The 25,519-nt window shown below is 37.7% G+C and carries 15 protein-coding genes, 4 tRNA genes and 3 rRNA genes; 14 read left to right on the top strand and 8 right to left on the bottom strand.

The features are described from left to right. Positions 1–943: 943 nt before the first annotated feature. The 7 genes from LNP81_RS21680 (at position 944) to LNP81_RS21650 (ending at position 6,445) form a co-directional block, all read left to right on the top strand. Positions 944–2,457 (top strand): 16S ribosomal RNA (locus tag LNP81_RS21680). Positions 2,458–2,584: 127 nt separating this feature from the next. Beyond that, a tRNA-Ile gene (locus LNP81_RS21675) sits at positions 2,585–2,658 on the top strand. Between the two features lie 137 nt (positions 2,659–2,795). Next, positions 2,796–2,869 (top strand) — tRNA-Ala (locus LNP81_RS21670). Between the two features lie 186 nt (positions 2,870–3,055). Then, a 23S ribosomal RNA gene (locus LNP81_RS21665) occupies positions 3,056–5,939 on the top strand. A gap of 161 nt (positions 5,940–6,100) precedes the next feature. Continuing rightward, positions 6,101–6,210 (top strand): 5S ribosomal RNA (gene rrf, locus LNP81_RS21660). The 16S, 23S and 5S rRNA genes sit together here with 4 tRNA genes alongside, the layout of an rRNA operon. A gap of 70 nt (positions 6,211–6,280) precedes the next feature. After that, positions 6,281–6,353 (top strand) — tRNA-Phe (locus LNP81_RS21655). A 6-nt stretch (positions 6,354–6,359) separates the two neighbouring features. Then, positions 6,360–6,445 (top strand) — tRNA-Leu (locus LNP81_RS21650). 456 nt (positions 6,446–6,901) lie between these two features. On the opposite strand, the gene LNP81_RS21645 is transcribed toward LNP81_RS21650, so the two are convergent. From LNP81_RS21645 to LNP81_RS21635, 3 genes are all read right to left on the bottom strand, one after another. Beyond that, on the bottom strand, positions 6,902–7,120 hold the full coding sequence (locus LNP81_RS21645) for a hypothetical protein (RefSeq protein ID WP_230039372.1): 219 nt from the start codon (positions 7,118–7,120) through the stop codon (positions 6,902–6,904). Positions 7,121–7,202: 82 nt separating this feature from the next. Next, a complete protein-coding gene (locus tag LNP81_RS21640; RefSeq protein ID WP_230039371.1) occupies positions 7,203–7,532 on the bottom strand; it encodes a YegP family protein in 330 nt (109 codons plus the stop codon). 203 nt (positions 7,533–7,735) lie between these two features. Next, positions 7,736–8,275, bottom strand: coding sequence for an NAD(P)-binding domain-containing protein (locus LNP81_RS21635; RefSeq protein ID WP_230039370.1), 540 nt, complete (start codon positions 8,273–8,275; stop codon positions 7,736–7,738). A 481-nt stretch (positions 8,276–8,756) separates the two neighbouring features. Here LNP81_RS21635 and katG point away from each other — a divergent pair, with 481 nt between their 5' ends. The 3 genes from katG to LNP81_RS21620 all read left to right on the top strand — a co-directional run bounded on the left by katG (position 8,757) and on the right by LNP81_RS21620 (position 12,283). Further along, positions 8,757–11,030 (top strand): catalase/peroxidase HPI, encoded by a 2,274-nt coding sequence (katG, locus tag LNP81_RS21630; protein WP_255700763.1) that lies wholly within the window; start codon positions 8,757–8,759, stop codon positions 11,028–11,030. Positions 11,031–11,181: 151 nt separating this feature from the next. Then, the gene (locus LNP81_RS21625; protein WP_230039369.1) at positions 11,182–11,784 is read left to right on the top strand and encodes a 2,3-bisphosphoglycerate-dependent phosphoglycerate mutase; all 603 of its coding nucleotides are present in this window, start codon (positions 11,182–11,184) and stop codon (positions 11,782–11,784) included. 121 nt (positions 11,785–11,905) lie between these two features. Then, positions 11,906–12,283, top strand: a complete 378-nt coding sequence (locus tag LNP81_RS21620; protein ID WP_230039368.1) for a nuclear transport factor 2 family protein — start codon at positions 11,906–11,908, stop codon at positions 12,281–12,283. Between the two features lie 196 nt (positions 12,284–12,479). On the opposite strand, the gene LNP81_RS21615 is transcribed toward LNP81_RS21620, so the two are convergent. The 3 genes from LNP81_RS21615 to LNP81_RS21605 all read right to left on the bottom strand — a co-directional run bounded on the left by LNP81_RS21615 (position 12,480) and on the right by LNP81_RS21605 (position 14,634). Then, the gene (locus tag LNP81_RS21615; RefSeq protein WP_230039367.1) at positions 12,480–13,229 is read right to left on the bottom strand and encodes a polysaccharide lyase; all 750 of its coding nucleotides are present in this window, start codon (positions 13,227–13,229) and stop codon (positions 12,480–12,482) included. Positions 13,230–13,776: 547 nt separating this feature from the next. Continuing rightward, positions 13,777–14,403: a DNA-3-methyladenine glycosylase gene (locus LNP81_RS21610; protein WP_230039366.1), complete on the bottom strand. Its 627-nt coding sequence runs from the start codon at positions 14,401–14,403 to the stop codon at positions 13,777–13,779. An 81-nt stretch (positions 14,404–14,484) separates the two neighbouring features. Beyond that, positions 14,485–14,634 (bottom strand): hypothetical protein, encoded by a 150-nt coding sequence (locus LNP81_RS21605; protein ID WP_230039365.1) that lies wholly within the window; start codon positions 14,632–14,634, stop codon positions 14,485–14,487. A gap of 398 nt (positions 14,635–15,032) precedes the next feature. On the opposite strand from LNP81_RS21605, the gene LNP81_RS21600 reads away from it, so the two are divergent. Continuing rightward, positions 15,033–15,575, top strand: a complete 543-nt coding sequence (locus tag LNP81_RS21600) for a YcxB family protein (RefSeq protein WP_230039364.1) — start codon at positions 15,033–15,035, stop codon at positions 15,573–15,575. A gap of 185 nt (positions 15,576–15,760) precedes the next feature. Continuing rightward, complete coding sequence (locus tag LNP81_RS21595; RefSeq protein ID WP_230039363.1) at positions 15,761–16,210, top strand: hypothetical protein; 450 nt, start codon at positions 15,761–15,763, stop codon at positions 16,208–16,210. Between the two features lie 114 nt (positions 16,211–16,324). Here LNP81_RS21595 and LNP81_RS21590 read toward each other — a convergent pair whose 3' ends face one another. Then, positions 16,325–17,449 (bottom strand): glycoside hydrolase family 88/105 protein, encoded by a 1,125-nt coding sequence (locus tag LNP81_RS21590; protein WP_230039362.1) that lies wholly within the window; start codon positions 17,447–17,449, stop codon positions 16,325–16,327. Between the two features lie 23 nt (positions 17,450–17,472). Then, positions 17,473–20,274: a glycosyl hydrolase gene (locus LNP81_RS21585; protein WP_230039361.1), complete on the bottom strand. Its 2,802-nt coding sequence runs from the start codon at positions 20,272–20,274 to the stop codon at positions 17,473–17,475. 443 nt (positions 20,275–20,717) lie between these two features. Between LNP81_RS21585 and LNP81_RS21580 the strand changes: the two genes are divergently transcribed. Continuing rightward, positions 20,718–23,861, top strand: coding sequence for a SusC/RagA family TonB-linked outer membrane protein (locus tag LNP81_RS21580; protein WP_230039360.1), 3,144 nt, complete (start codon positions 20,718–20,720; stop codon positions 23,859–23,861). A 6-nt stretch (positions 23,862–23,867) separates the two neighbouring features. Further along, entirely contained in the window at positions 23,868–25,394 is a 1,527-nt protein-coding gene (locus LNP81_RS21575) for a RagB/SusD family nutrient uptake outer membrane protein (protein WP_230039359.1), read from the top strand. The last annotated feature ends 125 nt before the right edge of the window (positions 25,395–25,519 follow it).

Here is a 25,519-nt window from a genome sequence, read left to right as displayed (position 1 = left end):
AATTTTCACATACTAATACATAGACTAGCTTTTATTGGAATTTGGAATTTTAAAGATTTGGAATTTAATAAAGATTAGGAGCTATTTCCCGCTGTCCTTCCAATCTTTTGTGGTGAACCCCACCACAAAAGGATTTTCCCTCCCATCGGGGCTAGGGCAGTAGTTTTGAAAAGAAACATTTAATATAAAAGAGAAACAAAATGCTCCAAAAAGCAAAGCTTAGCGTCTTTATGTCTTTGCATGAAACTATAAATCGCAGTAAAATCTAGCTTTGTGTCTTATTTAAGACTCAAGATAAACCAGGAGAAGCAAGAAAAAAAGAAACCTTCGTGCCTTAGTGCCTTCGCGGCAAAACTCATTAAAACCGCCCAAAACAGACAAGACCTAACAAAGCCACCCAAACCATAAAAAAACTTCGCCTTGTAAGAACCATCCATCCAGCCATTTATAAAAAAGATTAAAAATAGTTAAGAAAAGCTATTGTTTAACTGAATAAACTAGCTACTTTTGCACCCGCAACAGCGATAGACGTTCTTTTAAATACTGACAAGCATACGAGATCAAAGAGAAAATTTATTTTCAAAAAAAGATTGCGAAAAGCTTGTGAGATTTGAAAACGGATGTTACATTTGCACCCCGCAAAACACGGAAAGTTCATTGATAGATTGGTAGGTTTTAGAAGTAAAAAGAAAAGAAATTTTCTTTAGAAAAAACTTCAAAAAACATTTGCCAGTTAGAAATAAGTTTTCTACTTTTGCACCCGCTTTGAGAAACAAGCGCAACAAAATTGAAACACGTTCGTAGACATATTGAATTGACAGCCGCTTTAACAGAGATGTTAAGGCAAAAGAATAAAGAGTAAGATAATCGAGAGATTAGAGAATAACCGATAGAGACTGATTCGAATAACAATACGATCTTGATTTATTAAGATCAACAATATACGATGAAGAGTTTGATCCTGGCTCAGGATGAACGCTAGCGGCAGGCTTAACACATGCAAGTCGAGGGGTATAGGTTTTCGGATCTAGAGACCGGCGCACGGGTGCGTAACGCGTATGCAATCTACCTTTTACAGAGGGATAGCCCAGAGAAATTTGGATTAATACCTCATAGTATAGCAGTTTCGCATGAAACCACTATTAAAGTCACAACGGTAAAAGATGAGCATGCGTCCCATTAGCTAGTTGGTAAGGTAACGGCTTACCAAGGCTACGATGGGTAGGGGTCCTGAGAGGGAGATCCCCCACACTGGTACTGAGACACGGACCAGACTCCTACGGGAGGCAGCAGTGAGGAATATTGGACAATGGGCGCAAGCCTGATCCAGCCATGCCGCGTGCAGGATGACGGTCCTATGGATTGTAAACTGCTTTTATACGAGAAGAAACATCCCGACGTGTCGGGACTTGACGGTATCGTAAGAATAAGGATCGGCTAACTCCGTGCCAGCAGCCGCGGTAATACGGAGGATCCAAGCGTTATCCGGAATCATTGGGTTTAAAGGGTCCGTAGGCGGTTTAATAAGTCAGTGGTGAAAGCCCATCGCTCAACGGTGGAACGGCCATTGATACTGTTAGACTTGAATTATTAGGAAGTAACTAGAATATGTAGTGTAGCGGTGAAATGCTTAGAGATTACATGGAATACCAATTGCGAAGGCAGGTTACTACTAATTGATTGACGCTGATGGACGAAAGCGTGGGTAGCGAACAGGATTAGATACCCTGGTAGTCCACGCCGTAAACGATGGATACTAGCTGTTGGGAGCAATTTCAGTGGCTAAGCGAAAGTGATAAGTATCCCACCTGGGGAGTACGTTCGCAAGAATGAAACTCAAAGGAATTGACGGGGGCCCGCACAAGCGGTGGAGCATGTGGTTTAATTCGATGATACGCGAGGAACCTTACCAAGGCTTAAATGTAGATTGACCGGTTTGGAAACAGATCTTTCGCAAGACAATTTACAAGGTGCTGCATGGTTGTCGTCAGCTCGTGCCGTGAGGTGTCAGGTTAAGTCCTATAACGAGCGCAACCCCTGTTGTTAGTTGCCAGCGAGTCAAGTCGGGAACTCTAACAAGACTGCCAGTGCAAACTGTGAGGAAGGTGGGGATGACGTCAAATCATCACGGCCCTTACGCCTTGGGCTACACACGTGCTACAATGGCCGGTACAGAGAGCAGCCACTGGGCGACCAGGAGCGAATCTATAAAACCGGTCACAGTTCGGATCGGAGTCTGCAACTCGACTCCGTGAAGCTGGAATCGCTAGTAATCGGATATCAGCCATGATCCGGTGAATACGTTCCCGGGCCTTGTACACACCGCCCGTCAAGCCATGGAAGCTGGGGGTGCCTGAAGTCGGTGACCGCAAGGAGCTGCCTAGGGTAAAACTGGTAACTAGGGCTAAGTCGTAACAAGGTAGCCGTACCGGAAGGTGCGGCTGGAACACCTCCTTTCTAGAGCCTTATGTGTTAGTTGATTTATCAACACGCTGAGGAAAAAAGAAGAAGCTTTATAGGATTATAATTTTAAGACTATTTTACTCTTGCTGTTAGTTCAAATAATAAATTTTAAGTAAAACAGAGTCTCGTAGCTCAGCTGGTTAGAGTACTACACTGATAATGTAGGGGTCGGCAGTTCGAGTCTGCCCGGGACTACTTTTTTAAGGTTTTCAATTAAAAATTGAGAATTAAAAATTAAAAAAGACTGTAAACTTAGAAAAAGGAAATTTTAGAGGTTGAGTAACCGTTTTAAGTACTGTTAACTGAGGACTGTTAACTGACAACTAAAAAATGGGGGATTAGCTCAGCTGGCTAGAGCGCCTGCCTTGCACGCAGGAGGTCAACGGTTCGACTCCGTTATTCTCCACAAAAGTAGTGATCGGTAAAATGGTGGTTGTTGTTCGGTGCAAACTGAATACTAAAAACTGTAAACTGAGCACTGGCTTAAAGTTCATTGACATATTGAGATAAGAAAATAATAAAAAGTAGAAAGCGTTTTTATTAGCAATAATAAAGACAAAAAAAACGGTCATAATTGATTTTATGATTGGTACAATAAGCAAAATAAGGGCGTATGGGGGATGCCTTGGCTCTCAGAGGCGATGAAAGGCGTGATAAGCTGCGAAAAGCTACGGGGACGGGCACACACCGATTGATCCGTAGATACCTGAATGGGGCAACCCACTATGTTGAAGACATAGTACACCGATAGGTGGGCAAACCCGCTGAACTGAAACATCTAAGTAGGCGGAGGAGAAGAAAACAAAAGTGATTCCGTAAGTAGTGGCGAGCGAACGCGGATTAGCCCAAACCAATGTTGTTACGGCAAGATTGGGGTTGTAGGACCACGACATTTTATGTACAAGGAACCGGAAGTTACTGGAAAGTGACACCATAGAGGGTGATAGTCCCGTATGGGTAACGAGTATAATAGATAGTGGTATCCTGAGTAGGGCGGGGCACGTGAAACCCTGTCTGAATTTGGCGGGACCATCCGCTAAGGCTAAATACTCCTGAGAGACCGATAGTGAACCAGTACCGTGAGGGAAAGGTGAAAAGAACCGTGAATAACGGAGTGAAATAGATCCTGAAACCATACGCTTACAAGCGGTCGGAGCCCTTTCGTGGGGTGACGGCGTGCCTTTTGCATAATGAGCCTACGAGTTAACGTTGCTGGCAAGGTTAAGTGGTTAAGCCACGGATCCGTAGCGAAAGCGAGTCTGAATAGGGCGCTTTAGTCAGTAGTGTTAGACGCGAAACCGTGTGATCTACCCATGGGCAGGATGAAGCTGTGGTAACACACAGTGGAGGTCCGAACCGGTTGACGTTGAAAAGTCTTCGGATGACCTGTGGGTAGGGGTGAAAGGCCAATCAAACTCGGAAATAGCTCGTACTCCCCGAAATGCATTTAGGTGCAGCGTTATGCGTAAAGTTATATAGAGGTAGAGCTACTGATTGGATGCGGGGGCTTCACCGCCTACCAATTCCTGACAAACTCCGAATGCTATATAATGTTTCATAACAGTGAGGGCTTGGGTGCTAAGGTCCAAGTCCGAGAGGGAAAGAACCCAGACCATCAGCTAAGGTCCCCAAATATATACTAAGTTGAAAGAACGAGGTTTGTCTGCCCAGACAGCTAGGATGTTGGCTTGGAAGCAGCCATTCATTTAAAGAGTGCGTAACAGCTCACTAGTCGAGCGGACGAGCATGGATAATAATCGGGCATAAGTATATTACCGAAGCTATGGATTTAGAGTTTACTCTAAGTGGTAGGGGAGCATTCTAACAGGGTTGAAGGTGTATCGTAAGGTATGCTGGACTGGTTAGAAAAGAAAATGTAGGCATAAGTAACGATAATGCGGGCGAGAAACCCGCACACCGAAAAACTAAGGTTTCCACAGCTATGCTAATCAGCTGTGGGTTAGTCTGGTCCTAAGGCGAACCCGAAAGGGACAGTCGATGGCTAACGGGTTAATATTCCCGTACTACTAATTACTGTGATGGGGTGACGGAGTGATGAAAGCGCCGCGAACTGACGGAATAGTTCGTTGAAGTACCTACCTATAAGATCTGCAGGCAAATCCACAGATTTTGGGGAAATACGATAGTACTCGGAGTCTTCGGACAAAGAGATAGTGCGCCTAAGGGCTTCCAAGAAAAACCTCTAAACTTCAGGTAATTAGTACCAGTACCGTAAACCGACACAGGTAGTTGAGGAGAGAATCCTAAGGTGCTCGAGAGATTCATGGCTAAGGAATTAGGCAAAATAGACCTGTAACTTCGGGAGAAAGGTCGCCAGCAGCAATGCTGGCCGCAGTGAAGAGGTCCAGGCGACTGTTTATCAAAAACACAGGGCTCTGCAAAATCGTAAGATGAAGTATAGGGCCTGACACCTGCCCGGTGCTGGAAGGTTAAGAGGAGATGTTATCTTCGGAGAAGCATTGAATTGAAGCCCCAGTAAACGGCGGCCGTAACTATAACGGTCCTAAGGTAGCGAAATTCCTTGTCGGGTAAGTTCCGACCTGCACGAATGGTGTAACGATCTGGACACTGTCTCAGCCATGAGCTCGGTGAAATTGTAGTAACGGTGAAGATGCCGTTTACCCGCAGTGGGACGAAAAGACCCTGTGCACCTTTACTATAGCTTAGTATTGACCTTGGATAAATGATGTGTAGGATAGGTTGGAGACTGTGAAGTGGCGTCGCCAGGCGTTGTGGAGTCATTGTTGAAATACAACCCTTTGTTTATCTGAGGCCTAACCCCGTTTTGCGGGGGACATTGCTTGGTGGGTAGTTTGACTGGGGTGGTCGCCTCCAAAAGAGTAACGGAGGCTTCTAAAGGTTCCCTCAGTACGCTTGGTAACCGTGCGTAGAGTGCAATGGCATAAGGGAGCTTGACTGAGAGACATACAGGTCGATCAGGTACGAAAGTAGAGCATAGTGATCCGGTGGTTCCGCATGGAAGGGCCATCGCTCAAAGGATAAAAGGTACGCCGGGGATAACAGGCTGATCTCCCCCAAGAGCTCATATCGACGGGGGGGTTTGGCACCTCGATGTCGGCTCGTCACATCCTGGGGCTGGAGAAGGTCCCAAGGGTTGGGCTGTTCGCCCATTAAAGTGGCACGCGAGCTGGGTTCAGAACGTCGTGAGACAGTTCGGTCTCTATCTACTGTGGGCGTTAGAAATTTGAGTGGATCTGATTCTAGTACGAGAGGACCGAATTGGACAAACCTCTAGTGTATCTGTTGTCCCGCCAGGGGCACCGCAGAGTAGCTACGTTTGGAAGGGATAAGCGCTGAAAGCATATAAGCGCGAAACCCACCACAAGATGAGATTTCTTTTAAGGATCGTGGAAGATGACCACGTTGATAGGCTATAGATGTAAAGGCAGTAATGTCATAGTCGAGTAGTACTAATAATCCGTAAGCTTATGTACACCCTTTTCTCCCGACTCAGGTCGGGAGAAGAAACTTTCTAAAAATAATAAATAAAAATACTTTTCTTTATCTCAGTATGTTAAGATATTACTTCAATTAAAAATTTTGAATTAAAAATTAAAAATTGAAGAACAAATTGTCCAAAGCAATTATAACTTCTTAAGGTGGTTATTGCGGCGGGGCTCACCTCTTCCCATCCCGAACAGAGTAGTTAAGCCCGCCTGCGCAGATGGTACTGCAGTTATGTGGGAGAGTATGTCGTCGCCTTTCTTTTGAAAACCCTGTTTCTAAAAACAGGGTTTTTTATTCTAACTTTTACTTATTTAGTTATAAGTAATATGGTACCTTAGCTCAGATGGTAGAGCAATGGACTGAAAATCCATGTGTCCCTGGTTCGATCCCTGGAGGTACCACATCATGCTCGGATGGTGAAATTGGTAGACACGCTGGACTTAAAATCCAGTGAACAGCAATGTTCGTGCGGGTTCAAGTCCCGCTCTGAGTACTAAAAACTTCAATTGGCTTATGCTAATTGAAGTTTTTTTTTTGCGTAAAATCAATTTTTTACCGCAAAGAACGCAAATATTGGGGATCAACACGAAAAAGTTCTCATTAATATTTTAGAGATAGTCCAAGGTTTAAGCCTTGATGGTACGTTGTGTCCAATGATTTAAACCACAGGCTATGTTCGCTAAAAGTTATAAATTACCTGGACAAGTGAATACGCGTAATGCATTGGAATTTAGAATTTTATAAATTGGAATTTCTTTTTACTGCAAGGCTGCGTTAGGATGGGAGCGCTATCCTTTTGCGATTTACTGAAATTCTGGCGAAGCCAACCCATAACATCTCTCGCAAAAGATTTAGCGGACAATCCGTTCCGCCGTGGCGGAAAAACGCAAAAATTATTCTTATCTTATTATTAATTTGAATCTATTGATAAGTGATCAATTATTAATCATTAATCATTAATTTTATCCTTATGGTATTGGAGAAGCCATTTTTCCATTTTTTCAAGTAATTGCCCTTCTTTTGGATTACCTATAGGATCTTGGAGGCCATTTATTGTTTTACTAAAGGCAAACTTTTTGTTTTCAAAAACACAAGTGAATTTTGGAAATTCATTATGGGAAACCACCCAGCTTTCGGGAGATATTTTTTTTATTTCAAATTTTTTCATTAAGGCAAATGCTACAATGGCAGTTTGGGTTACAATGGTATAAACTGTATTTGACAGAGATTATTATGGCAACTGGCAAATCTTAACATTGATCTTCTATGGATGCGATAGGTGCAATTTTTTTTACCCTGTTTATAGCCTGCTCGCGAGAGAGATTGGTGGCATACTTTTTACTGGTGGCTATTGTGTGTCCATTGGCTGTTTTGAGATAAAAATATAACTCCCAGTCTATGGTTGTTTTTTTTTGAAATTTTCCAGCATCCTTTGCGTAGGCTCTTAATTTTTCGATTGCCTTTTTACAGCTAATTTTAGTGAGATAATCTTCACTGCTAAGCAAAATTTGCCCTGCTTTTGATTTGAGGTGAACCTGAAATTTTCCAGACTGCTTTTTGGTAATCACAAATTTTCCCATGTGAATATGATTTGAGGTTTATCAATTCAATTTGAGTTATACTTTTTTTGGGGAAAGCTAAATGTACGAAAAAAAAGAAGTATTTCAACGAGACCAAAAAAGGATTACTTTAGGGCGAGATTATCTGTAACGAAAGGAATTGAGGATAAAAGTTGATAATGAGGAAATCTCTTAAGTATTACCGGAAAGACAAATTATACTTTCTAAGTGTTTAGCTTTTTTAGTTCTAGAAGTTCAATTCCTGTAAAATTGAGGGTATCTAAGTATGTTTTGACATTGTTTTTTACTTTGTGATTCTTTGTTGTAAAAAATATTTTGGTACGATCATTATTTTGACTATTTGGCCCCGTTAGACAATGTAATGGATTAAAGAGTTTTACAATATGTGAATCCGGCAATAAAGAAGCTATAATGTCACTTGATGATTGGCCAGAGGTAATATCTAAAACTTCATTGAGATTAAAAATAGGATTGTTGGTATGAAGTATAATTTTTCCTTTCATATCAGGCATGGCCTTCAGTGCATTTTCAAGATCATCACGATTTAAAAATAGTATTATTAGTTCTGCTCCGGCTGCTTCATTTATGGTCACAAGTTTAACATGACTACCTATATGTTGTGTAAGCTCCTTAACGACATTGATACCACGTGGATTGCTCAGCAGCACTTCGTATCCTGAAAGAGCAGATCTGGTAGCTAATTCTAAAGTAATGTTTCCGATTCCTATTATCCCTATCGTCATAATATGAAAATTTTTAATTCTTATCAGAACAAGTGCATAATAAGAAGTATCAATAAATAAATTTAAAAAGTGATGTGTGTTGGTAAAACCAACTTATAAAAGAAGAGCTTTTTATTTTAGATGTAATTTAAGAAATAACGATGTTATTTCTTACCGTAAAAACACCTGTTTTACATCTTGATTATAAAAATGATTTATAAAATATTGACTCTGCTGAAAGAAAAGTGTGTACTTGCAGTAGAGGTCTTACTTTATCATAGATGCAGTTGCTTGGTTGTTGACGGGAACTTGACTTGGTCGTACACAAATATGATGTAAAAAGTATTTTGTTTTTGCATTTTCCTGAGCGAAAATATTGAATTGGCTCAGGAAGTTTCTCTTGTGATAGATTTTATCTATAAAATAAGAAATATTTATGATTCACCGTGATAGCATTCTCTTTATTTACTTCGTAAATTAGTATCAAAATAAATTTAAAACTATGGAGAATCAATCTAACGACATCAGTAAATGCCCATTTCATAATGGGAGCATGGATAATGAAGCTGCAACAGGTACAAAAAATCGTGACTGGTGGCCCAAGCAGTTAAAAGTAAATATCCTTAGACAAAATTCAGGATTATCAAATCCTATGGATAAGGATTTTGATTACGCAAAAGCTTTTAATAGCCTCGATCTTGAAGCGGTAAAAAATGATTTGCATAAACTTATGACGGATTCCCAAGATTGGTGGCCGGCAGATTTTGGTCATTATGGAGGTCTTTTTATTCGTATGGCTTGGCACAGTGCAGGAACTTACCGTGTGCATGACGGGCGTGGTGGTGCAGGAGCTGGCCAGCAGCGATTTGCTCCCCTTAATAGCTGGCCTGATAATGTGAGCCTTGATAAGGCCAGAAGATTACTCTGGCCAATAAAACAAAAATACGGACAGAAAATTTCCTGGGCAGATTTGATGATCTTAACAGGGAATATTGCCTTGGAATCTATGGGGTTCAAAACATTTGGTTTTGCAGGAGGACGAGCTGATGTTTGGGAACCTGATGAATCAGTTTATTGGGGTTCTGAAACCACATGGCTTGGAGGTGATGAACGCTATCGTGATGGTTCTGAAGGAGCGCCTAAAGATCATGGTGTAGTATCCTCAGATGATAATGCCGACGGTCATATTCATAGCAGAAACCTGGAAAAACCTCTGGCAGCTGTGCAGATGGGATTGATTTATGTAAACCCTGAAGGACCTGATGGAAATCCTGACCCTATTGCGGCAGCTAAAGACATTAGAGATACATTTGGTCGTATGGCAATGAATGATGAAGAAACTGTAGCTTTAATAGCCGGTGGGCATACGTTTGGTAAAACCCATGGGGCGGCCTCTTCTGACCATGTTAGCAAAGAGCCGGAAGCAGCAGGTATCGAGCTACAGGGATTGGGCTGGAAAAACAGTTTCGGATCAGGAAAAGGTACTGATGCGATTACAAGCGGATTGGAAGTTACCTGGACAACTACACCAACTAAGTGGAGTAATAATTTCTTCGAAAACTTATTTGGCTTTGAATGGGAACTTTCCAAAAGCCCCGCAGGTGCTCATCAATGGGTAGCTAAAGATGGTCCTGCTATCATTCCTGATGCTTTTGATACTACCAAAAAGCATCTGCCAACGATGCTTACAACCGACTTGTCTTTAAGATTAGATCCTGAGTACGAGAAAATATCACGCCGTTTTTTGGAAAATCCTGATGAATTTGCCGATGCTTTTTCCCGTGCATGGTTTAAATTAACGCATAGAGATATGGGACCACGTGCACGTTATTTGGGACCTGATGTTCCTCAGGAAGAATTATTATGGCAAGATCCTATCCCGCAACTGAACCATAACTTAATAGATCAAGAGGATATAACGAATCTAAAAGAAAAAATAATAGCTACAGGTCTTAATGTCTCTGAACTGGTAGCTACGGCATGGGCTTCAGCCTCTACATTTAGAGGATCTGATAAACGTGGCGGAGCCAATGGTGCTCGTATAAGATTTGCTCCTCAAAAAAACTGGGAGGTAAATAACCCTGTGAAGCTTACAAAGGTACTGGAGAAACTCGAGAGTATTCAGCGAGAGTTTAATGTCTTACAAAATAATGGGAAAAAAGTTTCATTGGCAGATTTAATTGTTCTGGCAGGCTCCACTGGGGTAGAGAAAGCAGCTAAAGAGGCTGGACATCTAGTTACAGTGCCTTTTAGCCCAGGACGTATGGACGCCTCTTTGGAGCAAACAGATATAGAATCATTTGAATATCTGAAACCCAAAGCAGATGGCTTTAGAAATTATAGAAAAACTAAATCGACAGTCTCAACTGAGGAACTTTTGATTGATAAGGCTAATTTACTCACGCTTACGGCTCCGGAACTCACTGTGCTCTTGGGAGGCCTTCGTGTTTTGGATATTAACACTGATGGAAGTAAAAATGGTGTCTTTACGAACCGTCCGGGTCACCTTACCAATGATTTTTTCGTCAACCTGCTTGATATGAATACCCAATGGCAGGCTGTTTCGAATGATCAGGAGTTATATGCGGGAAATGATCGTAGTACCGGTCAACCTAAATGGATGGCAACACGTGCTGATCTTGTTTTTGGTTCTAATTCAGAATTAAGAGCTGTGGCAGAGGTATACGCAGGTGGTGATGCACAACATAAATTCGTAAGTGATTTTATTGCAGTATGGAATAAAATAATGAATTTGGACCGCTTTGATCTGGTTTGATTATTTTTTCGGTTAAATTGAATATCATTATAATTTAAATTTGAATAATAGTAAGCCCGATAACTAATCGGGCTTATATTATTGATATTGTATCAATACAGATTACAGACTTTGTTGTCTTAGTTTTGATGTTGTTTTTAAATAAAGAAAAATGGCACAGTTAATTTTTGTCCGACATGGACAATCCCTTTATAATTTAGAGAATCGATTTACAGGAATCCTTGATGTTGCCCTAACCGATAACGGAAAGGAGCAGGCAAAACTTGCCGGGGATAAACTAATTGGCTATGTTTTCGATATTGCTTATACCTCCATGCTTATAAGGGCGCAGGAAAGCCTTCGTATTATCCTCAATGAAATGAAGCTAACTATTCCCATTGTAAAGGACAAAGCTTTCAATGAACGTATGTACGGTACTTTGCAGGGGCTTAATAAAGAAGAAACGGCTCAAAAATACGGTTTGGCCCAAGTTGAAATCTGGAGAAGAAGTTATGATGTTTGCCCTCCTGGAGGCGAAAGTCTTTCGGATACTTACAACCGAGTAGTTCCCTATTATAAAACTCAAATAGAACCAGAGCTAAAAAAGGGACAAAATGTATTAATAGTAGCCCATGGCAATAGCCTAAGATCCCTAATGATGTATCTGGAAAATATTAGTCCTCTGGATATTGTAACGGTAAACATTGCAACAGGCATACCAAGAGTATACACCTTTGATGATCAATTAAAAATCGCCAGTGTAAAGGATCTTTAAATAGTATCATGTGATTTTGCTTTAAAAATTAATTATGCAATTAAATCTATGTTAAAAGTCTATAGCCATTTTGATATTAGTTTGAACTTTGTGAAACTGTTTAATTAATAAAAAGATGATTATGGAAACGCAAATTATTGAACTGGAAAAAAAATATTGGCAGGGAATGGAAAATCACGATTATCTAATGGTAAAAAAACTCACCCATTTCCCTTGTATAATAGCAAGTAAAAATGGTGTACAAAGTGTAGACGAGGCCAAGTTTAGAAAGATGTTTGAGTCAGGGGATGGTGATAAAATAAAAGTAGTGAACTTCTCTAATGTCGAATCACAATTGGTTGGTGAAAATACTGCTGTTTTAGGTTATATTATAGAATTAGCAATTGCAGGGGATAAACAAAAAGCCGCTATAAAATGTGCCTGCACTTCTACCTGGATTAAAGAAAATAGTAGTTGGGTTTGTGCACTACATACCGAAGCAGAATTAGTTCATCAGTAGATTGCATTAAATTTAATTGCAGATTTGTTTAAAGTTTTAGCTACAGTCTGCTATAATTACTTGAATTAAAAAGGATAAGAGGCATTAGAAATATTCATTTCGTGCTAAATTAGTAACAACTTCGATACTATTTATTATGTATTAATAATAGTATCGAAGTTTTTTTAAGAACTAACTGTTTTAAAGTTAATATCTACTATTGAGCATCCCAAGCTGCACTAGGGTAATAGATAGAACTTGTTACCGGAGCTTTCCAGTATTCCTGACTGCCACCACGGAAAGTATGCAAGCTTACTGCATTGACATTTCGTTTAGAATCGTTAGTAACCCAACGAATTGTTTGATTCAGTATCTCGGTACCATTTACATAATATTTGACATATCCGTCAGTATTTGAACCAGTATTTAGCTTCACAGATATTTGACAGTTGTATGTCACACCTTCTTGAATATAGTACTTTTTTCCAAAATCATTACCAAATTGCCCAGGCTGATCTTTATAATAAACATAAGGTTGGAGATAAGCACCGCTTCCTTTGGCAGAATTTGATCCACTTGGACAATACCACATAAATCTGGCGCTACCACCATTGCCATCCCATCCTGGATCGCCACCTGTATTTTGATCACCAATTAATATACCATATCCGCATTTACCACCTCTGCTCCAATAAAATCCAGAATTAAATTTCATCTGGAACCAAACAGTGTAAACGCCTGTTGACCAAACACCATACGATGTACACAAACCACCGGGACACGATAGTGTATTGGTTTGTAATGTAATTGTTCTGGCCCCGGCACCACCACCTGCTAATGCGGCATTAGCTGAGACTGCATCTTTGCTAGTGTTTTGCGACACGTCTTTCTTATCGATTTGTGACGTTTCTTTGTTAGCGCTTTGTGGTACATTTAAATCTTGTTCCTTTTCACAGGAATTAAGCAATACTGAAATAAATAACAAACAGGTAAATTTTAGGATTTTTTTCATTTTTAAAATTTTAAGGTTAGTAAATAATTAATTAATGGTTAGTAAAGAATAATGATTATAGCATTTGATACTGAAAAAGAAAAAGTTATTCCAATTCTTAAAATCGGTATCAAGGGATAATCAGGTAATTGACTCTGCAAAGTTGATTAATAAGAATTTACGTAAGGAGTAGAAAAGTACGTTTTTGGGTACAAAAAAATCTGACTGGTGTGTTTTTAATATTTTTAGAAGAGTTTAAAAATAAGATTGATAAAAAAACACGAGTAATTTTACTTATTTAAGATCTTGTTTCTTAAAAAGATTTTATACCTTGATTTGACTTGAAGAGATTTGGTTTTGGAAATGATTGAATATAGTTATTAAATTTAAATTAACTATGATTCGAAATTAAGTGTTTGCCTAAATCATTTTTGAGTAGGTTCGATATTTGTTCACTTTAATAGGTAGAGCTCTATTAATATAATTGATTTAAACTGAATTCTAATATTGATTTCACTGACAACTAACGATTAATTGTGCTTATTTTCCCATTATTAGGCTTGCTTACGTATTTATTGCCTTTAATAAAAAAACGCCAGGGCAGTAAGGCATCTTCCTGAGCATATGCCACGCCAATTCTTGGACCGGCAATAATTTCATCACTTTTATATCGAATGCCGTGATCCTCTATCCAGATTTCATCACCGGTTAGTTCTTTTTTATTAAAAGAGCCATTTATGCCTAAAGCTTTAGCCACAGAACCCGGACCAGAAGAAACAGCAGCTTTGGTAACAGGCATATTACGTCTTCGCTCTATGATATCCTGACCTACGAACGGCTCGACGGCTCTTATGAGCACTGCATGCGGTTCCCCTTTGAGAGAACTTACAACATTAAATAAATGATGAATGCCATAACACAAATAAACATAACTAATACCTCCAGCTGCATAAAGCGTTTCTGTCCTGTTTGTACGACGACCACCGTAGGCATGAGAAGCTTTGTCCAGTTCACCAAAATAGGCTTCGGTTTCTACAATTATACCTGCTGTTATTTCTCCGTTTATTTCAGTAAAAAGCACTTTACCCAAAAGATCTGTGGCCAGGAAAACGGGATCTTGATTGAGATAATAAGAAAAGGGAAGTTTCAAATCAATTAAATTTTAGTAGATAAGTGTAAAATCTTATTTAGTATGTAACAGAGAATAAACAAGGATAAAGTTAAGTAATATTTAAGGCAGTTCATTGTTTTTTGAAGACGCTGATTTTTTTATTTCAGTTGTCGTCTTTTCATTACTTCTTGATGCTGTAAATTTTACCTGAGACTTTTTGTCTGAAGTTCTGGTACTAGGAACGTTATTTTTGTGGTTTGAAGTAGTCATAGAAAGGATTTATATCATTTATATACGTTGGATGAATCCGATAACACTTTATGTTTAAGTAGATTTTTTTTTGAAATCAATATATTCAAATTCATGATTTTTTTTTAAAAAATATATCTCCTAAAATTACGTAATCGATCAGCGATACAATTACAATATAAAGCTGTTGTTTTATACGATTGCCAGTCGTTTATGAGATATATAAAATATTAAATTAAATATATCGTAAAATTTATTGCATAATAAGTCTTATTCTAATATTATAATGGCTTAAAATGGATAATGTGTATTGGGGCTTAGTGGTAATTTTGAACAATGTTTTCTAGTTGTCTCAATTTTTAAGTAAAAGAGATGTAGAGAAGCTGAAATTTTTGAAAATCAAAATACCACAATTCATTATGAATACTACTAATTTTTGCCTGGAATTTGATCTTAATACTTCAGAGATACGAAAACTCAACAAAATGTATTTTAAAGATCTGTATAAAGAAAAAGTTATTATTTTTTCAGGAATTGTTCTATTGATGGTGATTTTCTTTGATTTCTTTGATCTAAACAATGAAGTTGATTATCTGCAATGGCTATTGCGCAATCTTGTAATCATTATATTGTTTTTCTCCTTTCAATATTCGTTGGTAAATACAATAAGCAAAGTTTTTTTTCAGTTTACCAAAAAACTCCTCAAGTACAACAGGTTTAGCAAAAAATACAAGTTCAATTTTTCAAACTCAGGTATTTGCGTTCACTCTCCTTTGGGTGAGTTTGCCCATAAATGGAGTCAAATTGAAAAGGCAATTTTAACCAAAGATTTTTTCTTTTTGTATGTTAAGGATACCAATGGATATATTATTTCGATTTCCAACAAATGTAAAAACCATCATAAGATCGATCAATTGATTGCTTTTGTAGAAGTAAATGTTACGCCTATCATTAAAATTTAAGCTTTTAGCAGTCAAAAAAAGCTTATTCTGTTCCTTTTATGGCCTTTAGTGTCATTTTGTTCACGTCATGCAGGTTTATCTTTGTAATGAATTTAAAGTGCTTGATTATTAGTTTGTTATGTTTTGATTTTAAAAGATTTATAATAAGAATATATAATCTTTAAGTATTTGCAAATACATTAAAAATGGAAAAAGAAAGAGTTTTGGTGCGGGATAATAAAGGAGTTTTCCTAAAGATGTTCAAAAGAAGATTCAAAAGTGAATTTGATTTTTTTGAAAGCGCGTTTACATACAAAAATGAAAATGAATCAACAGAGTTTAACCGCTCAATATTTGTGATTTACGAGAAGTCTGAACTTTTAGAATTTTTACAATTAGATAAAAAAGGAACAAATGTTTTGGTTTGTTTATTCAATAAACAGCTATATGATAGTTTATCTTTTTTAGAAGAAGTGAAAAGTTTGATTTTATTAGATAGTTCTAAGACAAGATTCGAAATTATCAAAGAATTAAAAATGTATTTTACAGGCGAGTTCGATGCAGTAACAAAAAGCCCGGAAATGAACTTTCAGGCTTCTAATATAATGTCAACAAAGTTCGGTAATTTTCACAAAGCTTTATTTTTTCTAATGTAATTTAGGTTTATTATAATTCGATTTCCAACTAAGTAGATGTAGTTGGAATAAAAAAATGCAGGAATCTTATCAAAGATATCCTGCTTTTTTTATAAGTATAAATAGTGAAAAAAATTATTTCATTTTATATATTTCTGATCCGGCCAGTAAAAAACAACCTAATCCGTAGTCTTCAAAATCAGGAATTTTGTCGTAAGATAAAGGCTGACCATCTTTTGGTTCTTTTCCTGTCGATTGCAAATAGCCTAAAAAACCATTGGTATGCAAACTTTCAGTTGTCATAGCATTCCATGCTTTCTGAATTACAGGCACGTAAGTCTCTTTTTTCAAAATCCCGCTGTTTATTCCGTATGCCATTCCATACACAAACAATGCTGTACCAGATGTTTCTTTTTCTCCAAAATTAGTAGGATCATGTAAGCTTACATTCCAGAAACCATCCGCTCTTTGTATAGGTACCAAAGCGGCAGCCATCGCTTTTAAATCTTTTACATATTGTGCCCTGTGAGGTGCATTTTCAGGAATAATAGTTAAAACTTTAGCCAAAGCAGCAATTACCCATCCATTTCCTCGGCTCCAGTAACAATCTTCTCCATTTGGTTCCTTGTACGGAGGATCAAAATCAGCATCACGCCACCATAATCCATCTTTAGGATTGTAAAGCCCATGATCTCCGTGTTTATCTCTCGAGTACATATACATTTGATACATTTTCTCAAAATAGCGATTGTCTTTTTCTAGAACTCCTAGTTTTGCAAAAACCGGCATCCCCATTTGTATAGCGTCAATCCATGACCAATCGTCCAATTGATGTGTATTTAAAAGCATATTGATATTGGCTCTTGTATTTTTTAATTTTTTAGCATCCGGCTCCAGATTATACAAATCAATATAAGTTTGTGCGGCACAGTAATTATCTGCATTTCGGGTTGTATTTCCGCCATTAAAACCCCATTTATGAAATTCAGACCAGGCATAGGCATAATCGTAATATGCTTCTTTAGGATAAATTTCATGTAAAGCCATAAGTCCTTCATAATAAACCCCACGCGTCCAGATATTACTTGGACGTTCTTTGTTGGTGATTATTGTTTTGCCGGTTTCAGGCCATTTTTGCATAAAATAATCATTGGCAAGCATCATTTGTTTGAGTACTAATTTTTTATCAAAGGCTTGCTGCGCATTTGCTCCGTTGGTGCAGGATAGGCATATAGCCAAAAATAAGAGTAATTTTTTCATGTCAAGTATTGGTTATTTAGTAATTAGTTTTCTTGTTTTAATGGCGTAATGGTAACAGGGCCCAATAATCCTGAAGGCATCGGTTGCCACTTTGTAGCATCGAACTTTTTATAATCTTTATCGACCATATTGATTTCATAAAAAATCTTCCATTCCTGACCTTTTAGCTCCATATCTCTTATTCTGTTGGCGGGAAGATTGGTCACCTGAATTTTTAAAATGTTTTTTCCCGGTTTTAGTTTTTCAATATTTAATTGATAAGGAACAGACCAAGCCGTGCCGATGAAAGTATCATTTATCCAGACTTTAGCACTCTCCCGAACGTCTCCCAAATTCAAGCTCCAGTGATCTACTTTTGAATTTGGTTTATTAAATTCTAATGTATAAGTCGCAGTTCCAGAGAAAGCTTCTGCTTGTGGACTTAGTTTGGTCCAGGATTCTAAAGAAGAAATCGATGCACTTTCAGGCAATTGCGGACCACCTTTATCAAAAGTTATTTTCCAGTTTCCTTTTAAAGAAATAGCTTCTGAGATAGGTTCATAATAATGCCATTTTTTTTGTGAAGCTGTATTTTCTGTTTTTAGAAAATAAGATTCCCCTGGCGCTATTTTAATTTTAACCATTGTGGTTTTGTCATTTTTAGTAACTGTTGCATTACCATAAGCTCTGGTTAAAGGATCAAAAATCATTACTTCCTTATTGCCAATCTGAAGAGGAATAAAAGTATCGATGGTTTTTGGAGTATGATTGACCAGATAATAAATCTTCTCACCATCAATATCTCTTCGGGTATATTTTAAACCTGTTTCAACTAGCGTTTCAGGATATAATCCCGCATTCTCTAAAGCCTTAAATATATCTGAAGATGGTTGTACGAGTTCTTTATTTGCCGTTAATAAATTTTGAAGCTGTAGCTCCTGTTTTTTATAGTCGTTAAATCCAGGTACTGACTGAGGCAATCCTTCAAAAATAATAGATCCGCCGGCTTTTTTAAGTTCGATTAATTTTTGCAAAGTAGCAAGAGGCATTTTTTGGCAAGGTGGAATGATTAGCGATTTAAAGCTACCGCCCGGAAGAACAATTTTTCCGTTTACAACTTTTGCTTCAGCGATAAAATTATCAGAAATAAAATCAACACCATATCCCTTTTTCATTAAACTTTTAGTAGTAGCATAAAAAGAGGTATCATGTAACCATTGTGATAAAGAATGTATTTTAAATTCAAAAAATAAAGTTCCTTTTTGATATTTGTCCCACGTGTCAAAAATAGGCCAGTATAAAAGGATTTCATTATCTGATTTTCCTTGTTGTAAAAGTGACTGGCAGTTTGATATATAAGAGAAAAGAGCAGGAGCATCTTCCCAGATAGTATTGTTGGCATTAAAATTCACAGAGGCATAAAACTGCCATCCGGGCCAGACTGCTCTGTCTGGAGAATAGGTCGATCCGTGAAGAAAAACATGATTGATTCCGTTTAGCATTAAATCTTCGACCTCAGGTTTGCATTGTGACAGGGCAGTTTTAAAATGTTCCCTAAGCCAGGTAAAAGTTTCAGAAGAAACCAGATTTTTGCCTGAAATATGAGCCGCAGATGACGAAAATTTCAGCATTACCGGATCAGCATCGCCTTCACGGATATCTTCTTTTTCGCGCCTGAAACCCGGAATATCAAATGGCATCGAGCCAAAAGTTTCGCATTCCGGAATATCTGCAGAAGCATATAAATCGATAAGATTTCCGGGAGATCCGTGCGCCTGAAGTTTGGTTTTATAGTTTTTAGAATGCGCCCAGGCAGTCCATGATTTATCAAACTTATTCAATAACAACTCACCAATCGTTTGTCTGTAATCACTTCTGATTCTGTTTCCCACTTCATTGTCAGTTTCATTTAATAAAAGAGGTAATTGTTTTTTAAGATCATAGCCACGCAAGGCTTTGAATTCCTCAAAAAAGTTAGGTGTAAAATCAGTTCCGTATACCTCATAGCTGTCATTAAAAATAGCCCTGATTTTTCCTTCTCGGCCTTTAAATGCTGTGTTAAACGGAACAACGTAAGCATTGAATGCTTCCTGAGAATAATGATCTAAAGTATAGCCACTGCCTCCAGGTGCTGCTCTTTTTACCTGTTGTCCTGTTTTACCGCTAAAAACGGCATAAATAGTAAAATCTTTTTTAGTGGCTTTCCAATTCAGTTTATTAGGTTCCGACTGATCTGGAAGTGCAATATGACTTCCTTCAATGCCTTTGTCCTTAGCATTAACTTTATTTTTTTTTAACTGATCAGTTAAATTGATATAAGTGCCATCGCTAGCATAAGCCACAACATATAAAAGTTCAGCAGGTATTTTTTCTTTACTGTTGCTGAGGGTAATATTTTTATTGAAAGTCTCATTTTTCTTAAGCGGATACTTTTCCACAATTAGTTTTGTGGCTGCATGTGGTAATGTAACGTGCGAACCTCCGTAAGGCCATCCTGTTCCCAGCACCATGTCGACCTGCATATGAAGACTATCAGCAATGTGAATGGTGTAATCCAGCATTTCCATCCATTTAGGAGAGAGATAATCTATAAAATTATTTTCTTCGCCTTTTACGCCATAAATAGGGGTAATCTCTACACCGCCAATGCCTGCTTTATAAAAGTCTATTAAGCTCCTTTTCAGGTTAGGTTTATCTACGGCACTTCCCATCCACCACCATCGAGCCCAAGGCTGGTTTATATTAGTAGATTTTGGCCAGGGAGAACCTGTTGTTTCCTGTGCAAATGCACTAAAGGCACAGGAAAAAAATAAGGTAATGAGGAGGTTAAATTTGGTTAGTTTCATTATGTACTCAAAAAGTTTTAGTGGTTACTAAATTAATCACTTCACATCATTAAAAAATTATGCAGGACAATTTTTTAGTAGCAGTAATGAAGTAAAAGTATTAGGAACGTATTAAAAGGCTATCCTGTAGCATCCTGTTTTTGGTAATTATATTCAAAAAACAGAATGTTTAATCAATGTAGTTACTTATTTTATAATTCTTTGTTTTTTATTAAAATAAATATGAAATGATAAAAAATGGTTTAATTAAATTTTTGATATGATATTTATTAATCTTTCATTTTTTTTAAGGATTGTAAATCAATCAGTTGTGAGATTTTTGTCTTAAAATAAATATAAAAACACTATAATGTGTTGAAATCTAACAGGATACTACAGGATGCCACGCAAACAAGTTCTGGATAAATTTGAAAAACTATTAAACTAACCAAAATTTAACTTTTATGAAAAATAAGCTTAATCTTTTGCTGATTATGGCCTTCTTTGCTTTATTGCAAGTATCGGCTTATGGGCAAGAAAAAACGGTTACAGGAACAGTTACTGATCCGTCTAAACTCTCTATTCCCGGAGTTAACGTAATCGTGAAGGGAACCAATAGAGGAGCGAGTACTGATTTTGACGGAAAGTTCAGCATAAAAGCATCCGAGGGTGAAACTTTGGTTTTTTCTTTCGTAGGATTTTTAAAGAAAGAACTAAAAATAGGAGCTTCAACTACTTATAATGTTTCTTTAGATGCAGAGAGTTCAAACTTAAATGAAGTCGTAGTTATTGGGTACGGAACCCAAAAGAAAAAATTAACTACAGGAGCCATTTCGGGAATTAAAACTGAAAACTTTACCGAAAGACCTATTTCCAGAATTGACCAGGGATTAATTGGACAGGTAGCTGGTGTTCGTGTAAAACAAACAACAGGTTTACCGGGACAGCCTTTTAGTATTGAAATCAGGGGAGCAGGATCTATTACGGCAGGAAATGAGCCTTTGTATGTTGTAGACGGATTTCCTATTTATACAGAAGGATCTAATAGCAATGGAGGATTTTCAAGCGGAAGCCCTCTTGACAACATGAATCCTAATGACGTAGAATCGATCGAAGTTTTAAAAGATGCCGCAGCGGCCTCAATTTACGGATCGAGAGCTTCAAACGGAGTTGTTTTAATTACAACTAAAAAAGGTAAAAAAGGAAAACCAAAATTCACTTTTAATACTTACGGAGGGGTAAATAAAGAAGCCAACAGAGTCGATATGTTGTCTGCTCAGGGGTGGATCGACAGGGCCAAAACCATGATCGATTCGCAATGGGTAGGATCAGGAATTACAGGGGCTTCTGCAAGCCAGAACAATGCGGAAAGAATTGCAGCTTATAATGCTAAAAATCCAACTGCACCTCTTAATACCGCCAACACAAGATATTATACGTATTTGTACGATGAAAGATGGGATATGCCGGGACACCCTGGATTAGATTATATCGACTGGCAGGATAAAGTTTTCCGTACAGGAGAATTCAATAACTATCAATTATCAGCTTCGGGAGCTACAGATGCTGTCAATTATTATGTGTCGGCCAATTACCAAAAAAACACAGGGTACATCATCGGAACTGATTATACATTGTTCTCTGCGAGAGCAAATGTTGATTTTAAATTATCAGAAAACTTTAAAACAGGAATTAATATTGCGCCTTCATATTCCATCAAAAATGATCCGGGAGTAGAAGGGAAAGACAATACTTTATTTAAAGCCCTTGTAGCAACACCGGTTTTTGAAAGCGCCTCCAATGCGGCAGGAGAAAAATATACAACCAGATATGCGTGGGGCAGCAGCACGACCAATATGCTTAATGCATTGGCCAGAACAGGAAAAAACTCCATGTACAGAACTTTGATTTCTACCTATGCAAGTTATCAGTTTGCAAAAGGATTTACCTGGAAAACGACATTGAATTTTGATAACTCAGACAATACAACAGAGAGTTATACGCCAAATGATGTTCAGGCAAGTATTAGAGGAGCTTATAACACGTACAGAAGACAAAATTTAGTAAATGAAAATACTTTGAACTGGGATAAATCATTTGGGAATCATAATTTCAATGTGCTTTTAGGACAGTCTTTCAGTTCATATGAAATCATGAGATCAAGCTTATCTTCGGGAGCATTATATAACAGTTCAACTGTAGAAACATTGCCAACGGGATCATTAGGATCTACAAATGCAGAAAAAAGTACCTTATTATCTTATTTCGCAAGGCTGCAATACAATTACAAAGAAAAATACATTTTATCTGCAAGCGTAAGACGTGATGGTTCTTCAAAATTTGGATCAGACAGACAATGGGGAGTTTTTCCATCTGTTTCATTAGGATGGAGAGTAAAACAAGAAGAGTTTATGCAAAAAGTAAACTGGCTTAGTGATTTAAAACTAAGAGCGAGCGGAGGTCTTAACGGAAGTAACAATATTGGCAGTTATGCTTCTTATGCAACATTGGCTACTTACAATTATTCTATTGGCGGTGCGGCTGCAATTGGTCAGGGAGCATCATCAATAGCAAATCCTGACTTGCACTGGGAAGAATCAAGAAGTGTCGATTTTGGATTGGATTTCGGAATTCTTAAAAACAGGGTAACAGGTACATTCGAAGTATACAGAAAAAACAATAGTGAATTATTATTAAGAGTGCCTATTGTTGGAGCTACGGGATTTACAAGCTATTTGACCAATGTAGGTGAAGTACAAAATCAGGGATGGGAATTTGAACTGAGTTCTTTAAACGTGAAAACACCAAGTTTTGAATGGAGAACTTCGGCCAATATAAGCCATAACGAAAACAAAGTTTTGGCACTTGGACCTGGCCAGAGTAAAATTGAAATTAGTAATGCCTATGATGGTGGAGTTCCTTTTGTAAAATTAGAAGTTGGAAAACCAATGTATACTATTTTTGGATTACAGCAAAACGGAGTAGTGAGTCAGGCAGATATTGATGCAGGAGGAACTACAATTGGAGGCAACAAATTAGTTTTGGGAGATCCAAGATATATTGATCAGAATGGAGATAAAAAAATCAATGCAGATGACCGTGTAGATTTGGGTAATCCTACTCCAAAATATACTTGGGGAATCACAAACACTTTCAAGTACAAGGATATTGATTTGAATATTTTGGTTCAGGGACAAAACGGAGGAACAGTTTACGGATTAACAGGAAGAGCGATTGACCGTACCGGAATGGGATCTGTTGAAAATTCATTAAACGTAGATCCTTCTGTGAGAGGAAACTGGAGAACTTCTTTTGGATATCAGGCCAACTCAGACTGGTTGTACAAATCAGATTATGTGAGTGTTCGAAACATTACAATTGGGTATAACCTGAGACAAGCCATTAAAGGTTTAAGCAGAATTGATAATATGAGACTTTATGTAACGGGTGAAAACTGGTTCTACTGGAATAAATATAAAGTAGGTTTCAATCCCGAGGCAGTAAATACATCAGCGAGTTCAAACAGCGATTTTTCTGTGCCGGTAGATTATGGAGGAGCTCCTTTGGCAAAATCTTTAGTGATAGGACTTAACATTAATTTTAATTAAAATAAAATGAAAAAATATATTTATTTATTAGCAGCAGTATTGGCAATTACATCTTGCACAGATGAATTGAATCAATTGCCGTTATCTCAGGGAACCATTGAAAATTTCTATGCTACACCGGGCGATTTTGTTCAGGCCAGAAATGCAACGTATTCTGTGGCCTTTCACGGAATGGGTACTTACGGTTATGCCAACAGAGTCTTAAATTTAAGCGAAGTAAGATCAGATAATTTGCTGGCAACCACTCAGGCTTCAAGAGATTGGGAAGGAATTAATAGTTTCTACACCTCGATAAGTTCGAACACTTACGTGAAAGAAGCCTATTTGAGTAATTACAACGCTATTAATAAAGCGAATCAATTATTAGAAAAAATAGCCGAAAAAGGAGATCAGATTTTTACCGATCCGGCTGAGAAAGCTTCTATGATTGCCGAAACTCGTTTTCTTAGAGCATTCTGCTATTTTGATTTAGTAAGATGGTTTGGAAGAGTTCCATTAATGGAAAAAACAATGACTGCTACCGAAGCTGCAAAAATACCAAGAACTCCGGTTGTAGATGTTTACAAATTGATTATTTCAGATCTTGAACAAGCGATTCCGGATCTTGCTCCAACATACGATGCAGCCAATTTTGGTCGTGTTACAAAATATGGAGCAAAAGCCTTATTAGGACTTGTATACATGACCCGTTCAAGCCCAACATACAGCATTGATGGTGCTACATTAGGATTAAACGAATGGGACAAAGCGTATCAGCAATTAAATGATATTAAGTTAAGTGGTTTATATGCCTTTAATACAGATTACGAACCAATTTTTAAAGTAGAAGGAATTACCAATAAAGAAAATGTATTAACAATTCCGTACACTCAAAGTTTGCCGCTTGCTGTTGGAGGTAATTTTATGGTAGAGCTAGGTTACGAGCCTTATTTTGCCTCATTAAATTTATCAGCGCAGGGAGCTCTTGAAGCAAAACCAATTTCGACTGGATTTTTGAATTTGTTTGAAGCAACAGACAAAAGAAAAATATACGGTATCGCAACCAGCTATACCGTTGCAACAGGAACCTATAAAGGAAGTTATACATTACCTGTTTTCAAAAAATACATCGACGCTGCCAGATACGGAAACGGTCGTGAAGACTGGGGTGTCGATTTTATGGTAACACGTTATACAGATGTATTGATGCTAATGGCCGAATGTACGCTTCACGGCGGCGGCGGATCGCAGGCAGAAGTAGATGAGATTGTAAATAAAATAAGAACAAGAGCAGGTGTTGCTGCAAATGCATCTAATATTACGCTGGATGAATTGTTTACAGAAAGAAGAAAAGAATTCTTCTCAGAAGGAACAAGATGGTTTGACCTTATTAGATCAGGAAAAGCAGTAACTACAATGAACGCCTGGAAAGCGGCAGAAGATACCGAAGGAAAAATTAGAACAATCGACAATAACTCATTGTTATACCCAATTCCGTTATCAGAAATATTAGCAGTTCCTGGACTTTATACTCAAAATCCGGGTTACGATTAAGAAATATTTGCTCCCAATTTTTTTTATTTTTTTTAAAGGAGCTGTCTTTTTTTAGGCAGCTTCTTTTTTTATTTTTAATTTAACAATAAACAGGAAAGCACAGGATAGATTCACCGTTTAACTGT

Source organism: Flavobacterium piscisymbiosum (genome assembly GCF_020905295.1).
Classification (GTDB): Bacteria; Bacteroidota; Bacteroidia; order Flavobacteriales; family Flavobacteriaceae; genus Flavobacterium; species Flavobacterium piscisymbiosum.
The sequence above is the reverse complement of the archived record's forward strand: the minus strand, read 5'-3'. Positions and strand labels throughout refer to the sequence as shown.

What these genes read in the sequence shown, in the direction of transcription:
- LNP81_RS21590 (WP_230039362.1), bottom strand. Translation starts at nt 17,449, where the DNA reads ATGAAAAAATTACTCTTATTTTTGGCTATATGCCTATCCTGCACCAAC.
- LNP81_RS21645 (WP_230039372.1), bottom strand. Translation starts at nt 7,120, where the DNA reads ATGAAAAAATTTGAAATAAAAAAAATATCTCCCGAAAGCTGGGTGGTT.
- LNP81_RS21585 (WP_230039361.1), bottom strand. Translation starts at nt 20,274, where the DNA reads ATGAAACTAACCAAATTTAACCTCCTCATTACCTTATTTTTTTCCTGT.
- LNP81_RS21635 (WP_230039370.1), bottom strand. Translation starts at nt 8,275, where the DNA reads ATGACGATAGGGATAATAGGAATCGGAAACATTACTTTAGAATTAGCT.
- LNP81_RS21625 (WP_230039369.1), top strand. Translation starts at nt 11,182, where the DNA reads ATGGCACAGTTAATTTTTGTCCGACATGGACAATCCCTTTATAATTTA.
- katG (WP_255700763.1), top strand. Translation starts at nt 8,757, where the DNA reads ATGGAGAATCAATCTAACGACATCAGTAAATGCCCATTTCATAATGGG.
- LNP81_RS21620 (WP_230039368.1), top strand. Translation starts at nt 11,906, where the DNA reads ATGGAAACGCAAATTATTGAACTGGAAAAAAAATATTGGCAGGGAATG.
- LNP81_RS21605 (WP_230039365.1), bottom strand. Translation starts at nt 14,634, where the DNA reads ATGACTACTTCAAACCACAAAAATAACGTTCCTAGTACCAGAACTTCA.
- LNP81_RS21595 (WP_230039363.1), top strand. Translation starts at nt 15,761, where the DNA reads ATGGAAAAAGAAAGAGTTTTGGTGCGGGATAATAAAGGAGTTTTCCTA.
- LNP81_RS21640 (WP_230039371.1), bottom strand. Translation starts at nt 7,532, where the DNA reads ATGGGAAAATTTGTGATTACCAAAAAGCAGTCTGGAAAATTTCAGGTT.
- LNP81_RS21600 (WP_230039364.1), top strand. Translation starts at nt 15,033, where the DNA reads ATGAATACTACTAATTTTTGCCTGGAATTTGATCTTAATACTTCAGAG.
- LNP81_RS21575 (WP_230039359.1), top strand. Translation starts at nt 23,868, where the DNA reads ATGAAAAAATATATTTATTTATTAGCAGCAGTATTGGCAATTACATCT.
- LNP81_RS21580 (WP_230039360.1), top strand. Translation starts at nt 20,718, where the DNA reads ATGAAAAATAAGCTTAATCTTTTGCTGATTATGGCCTTCTTTGCTTTA.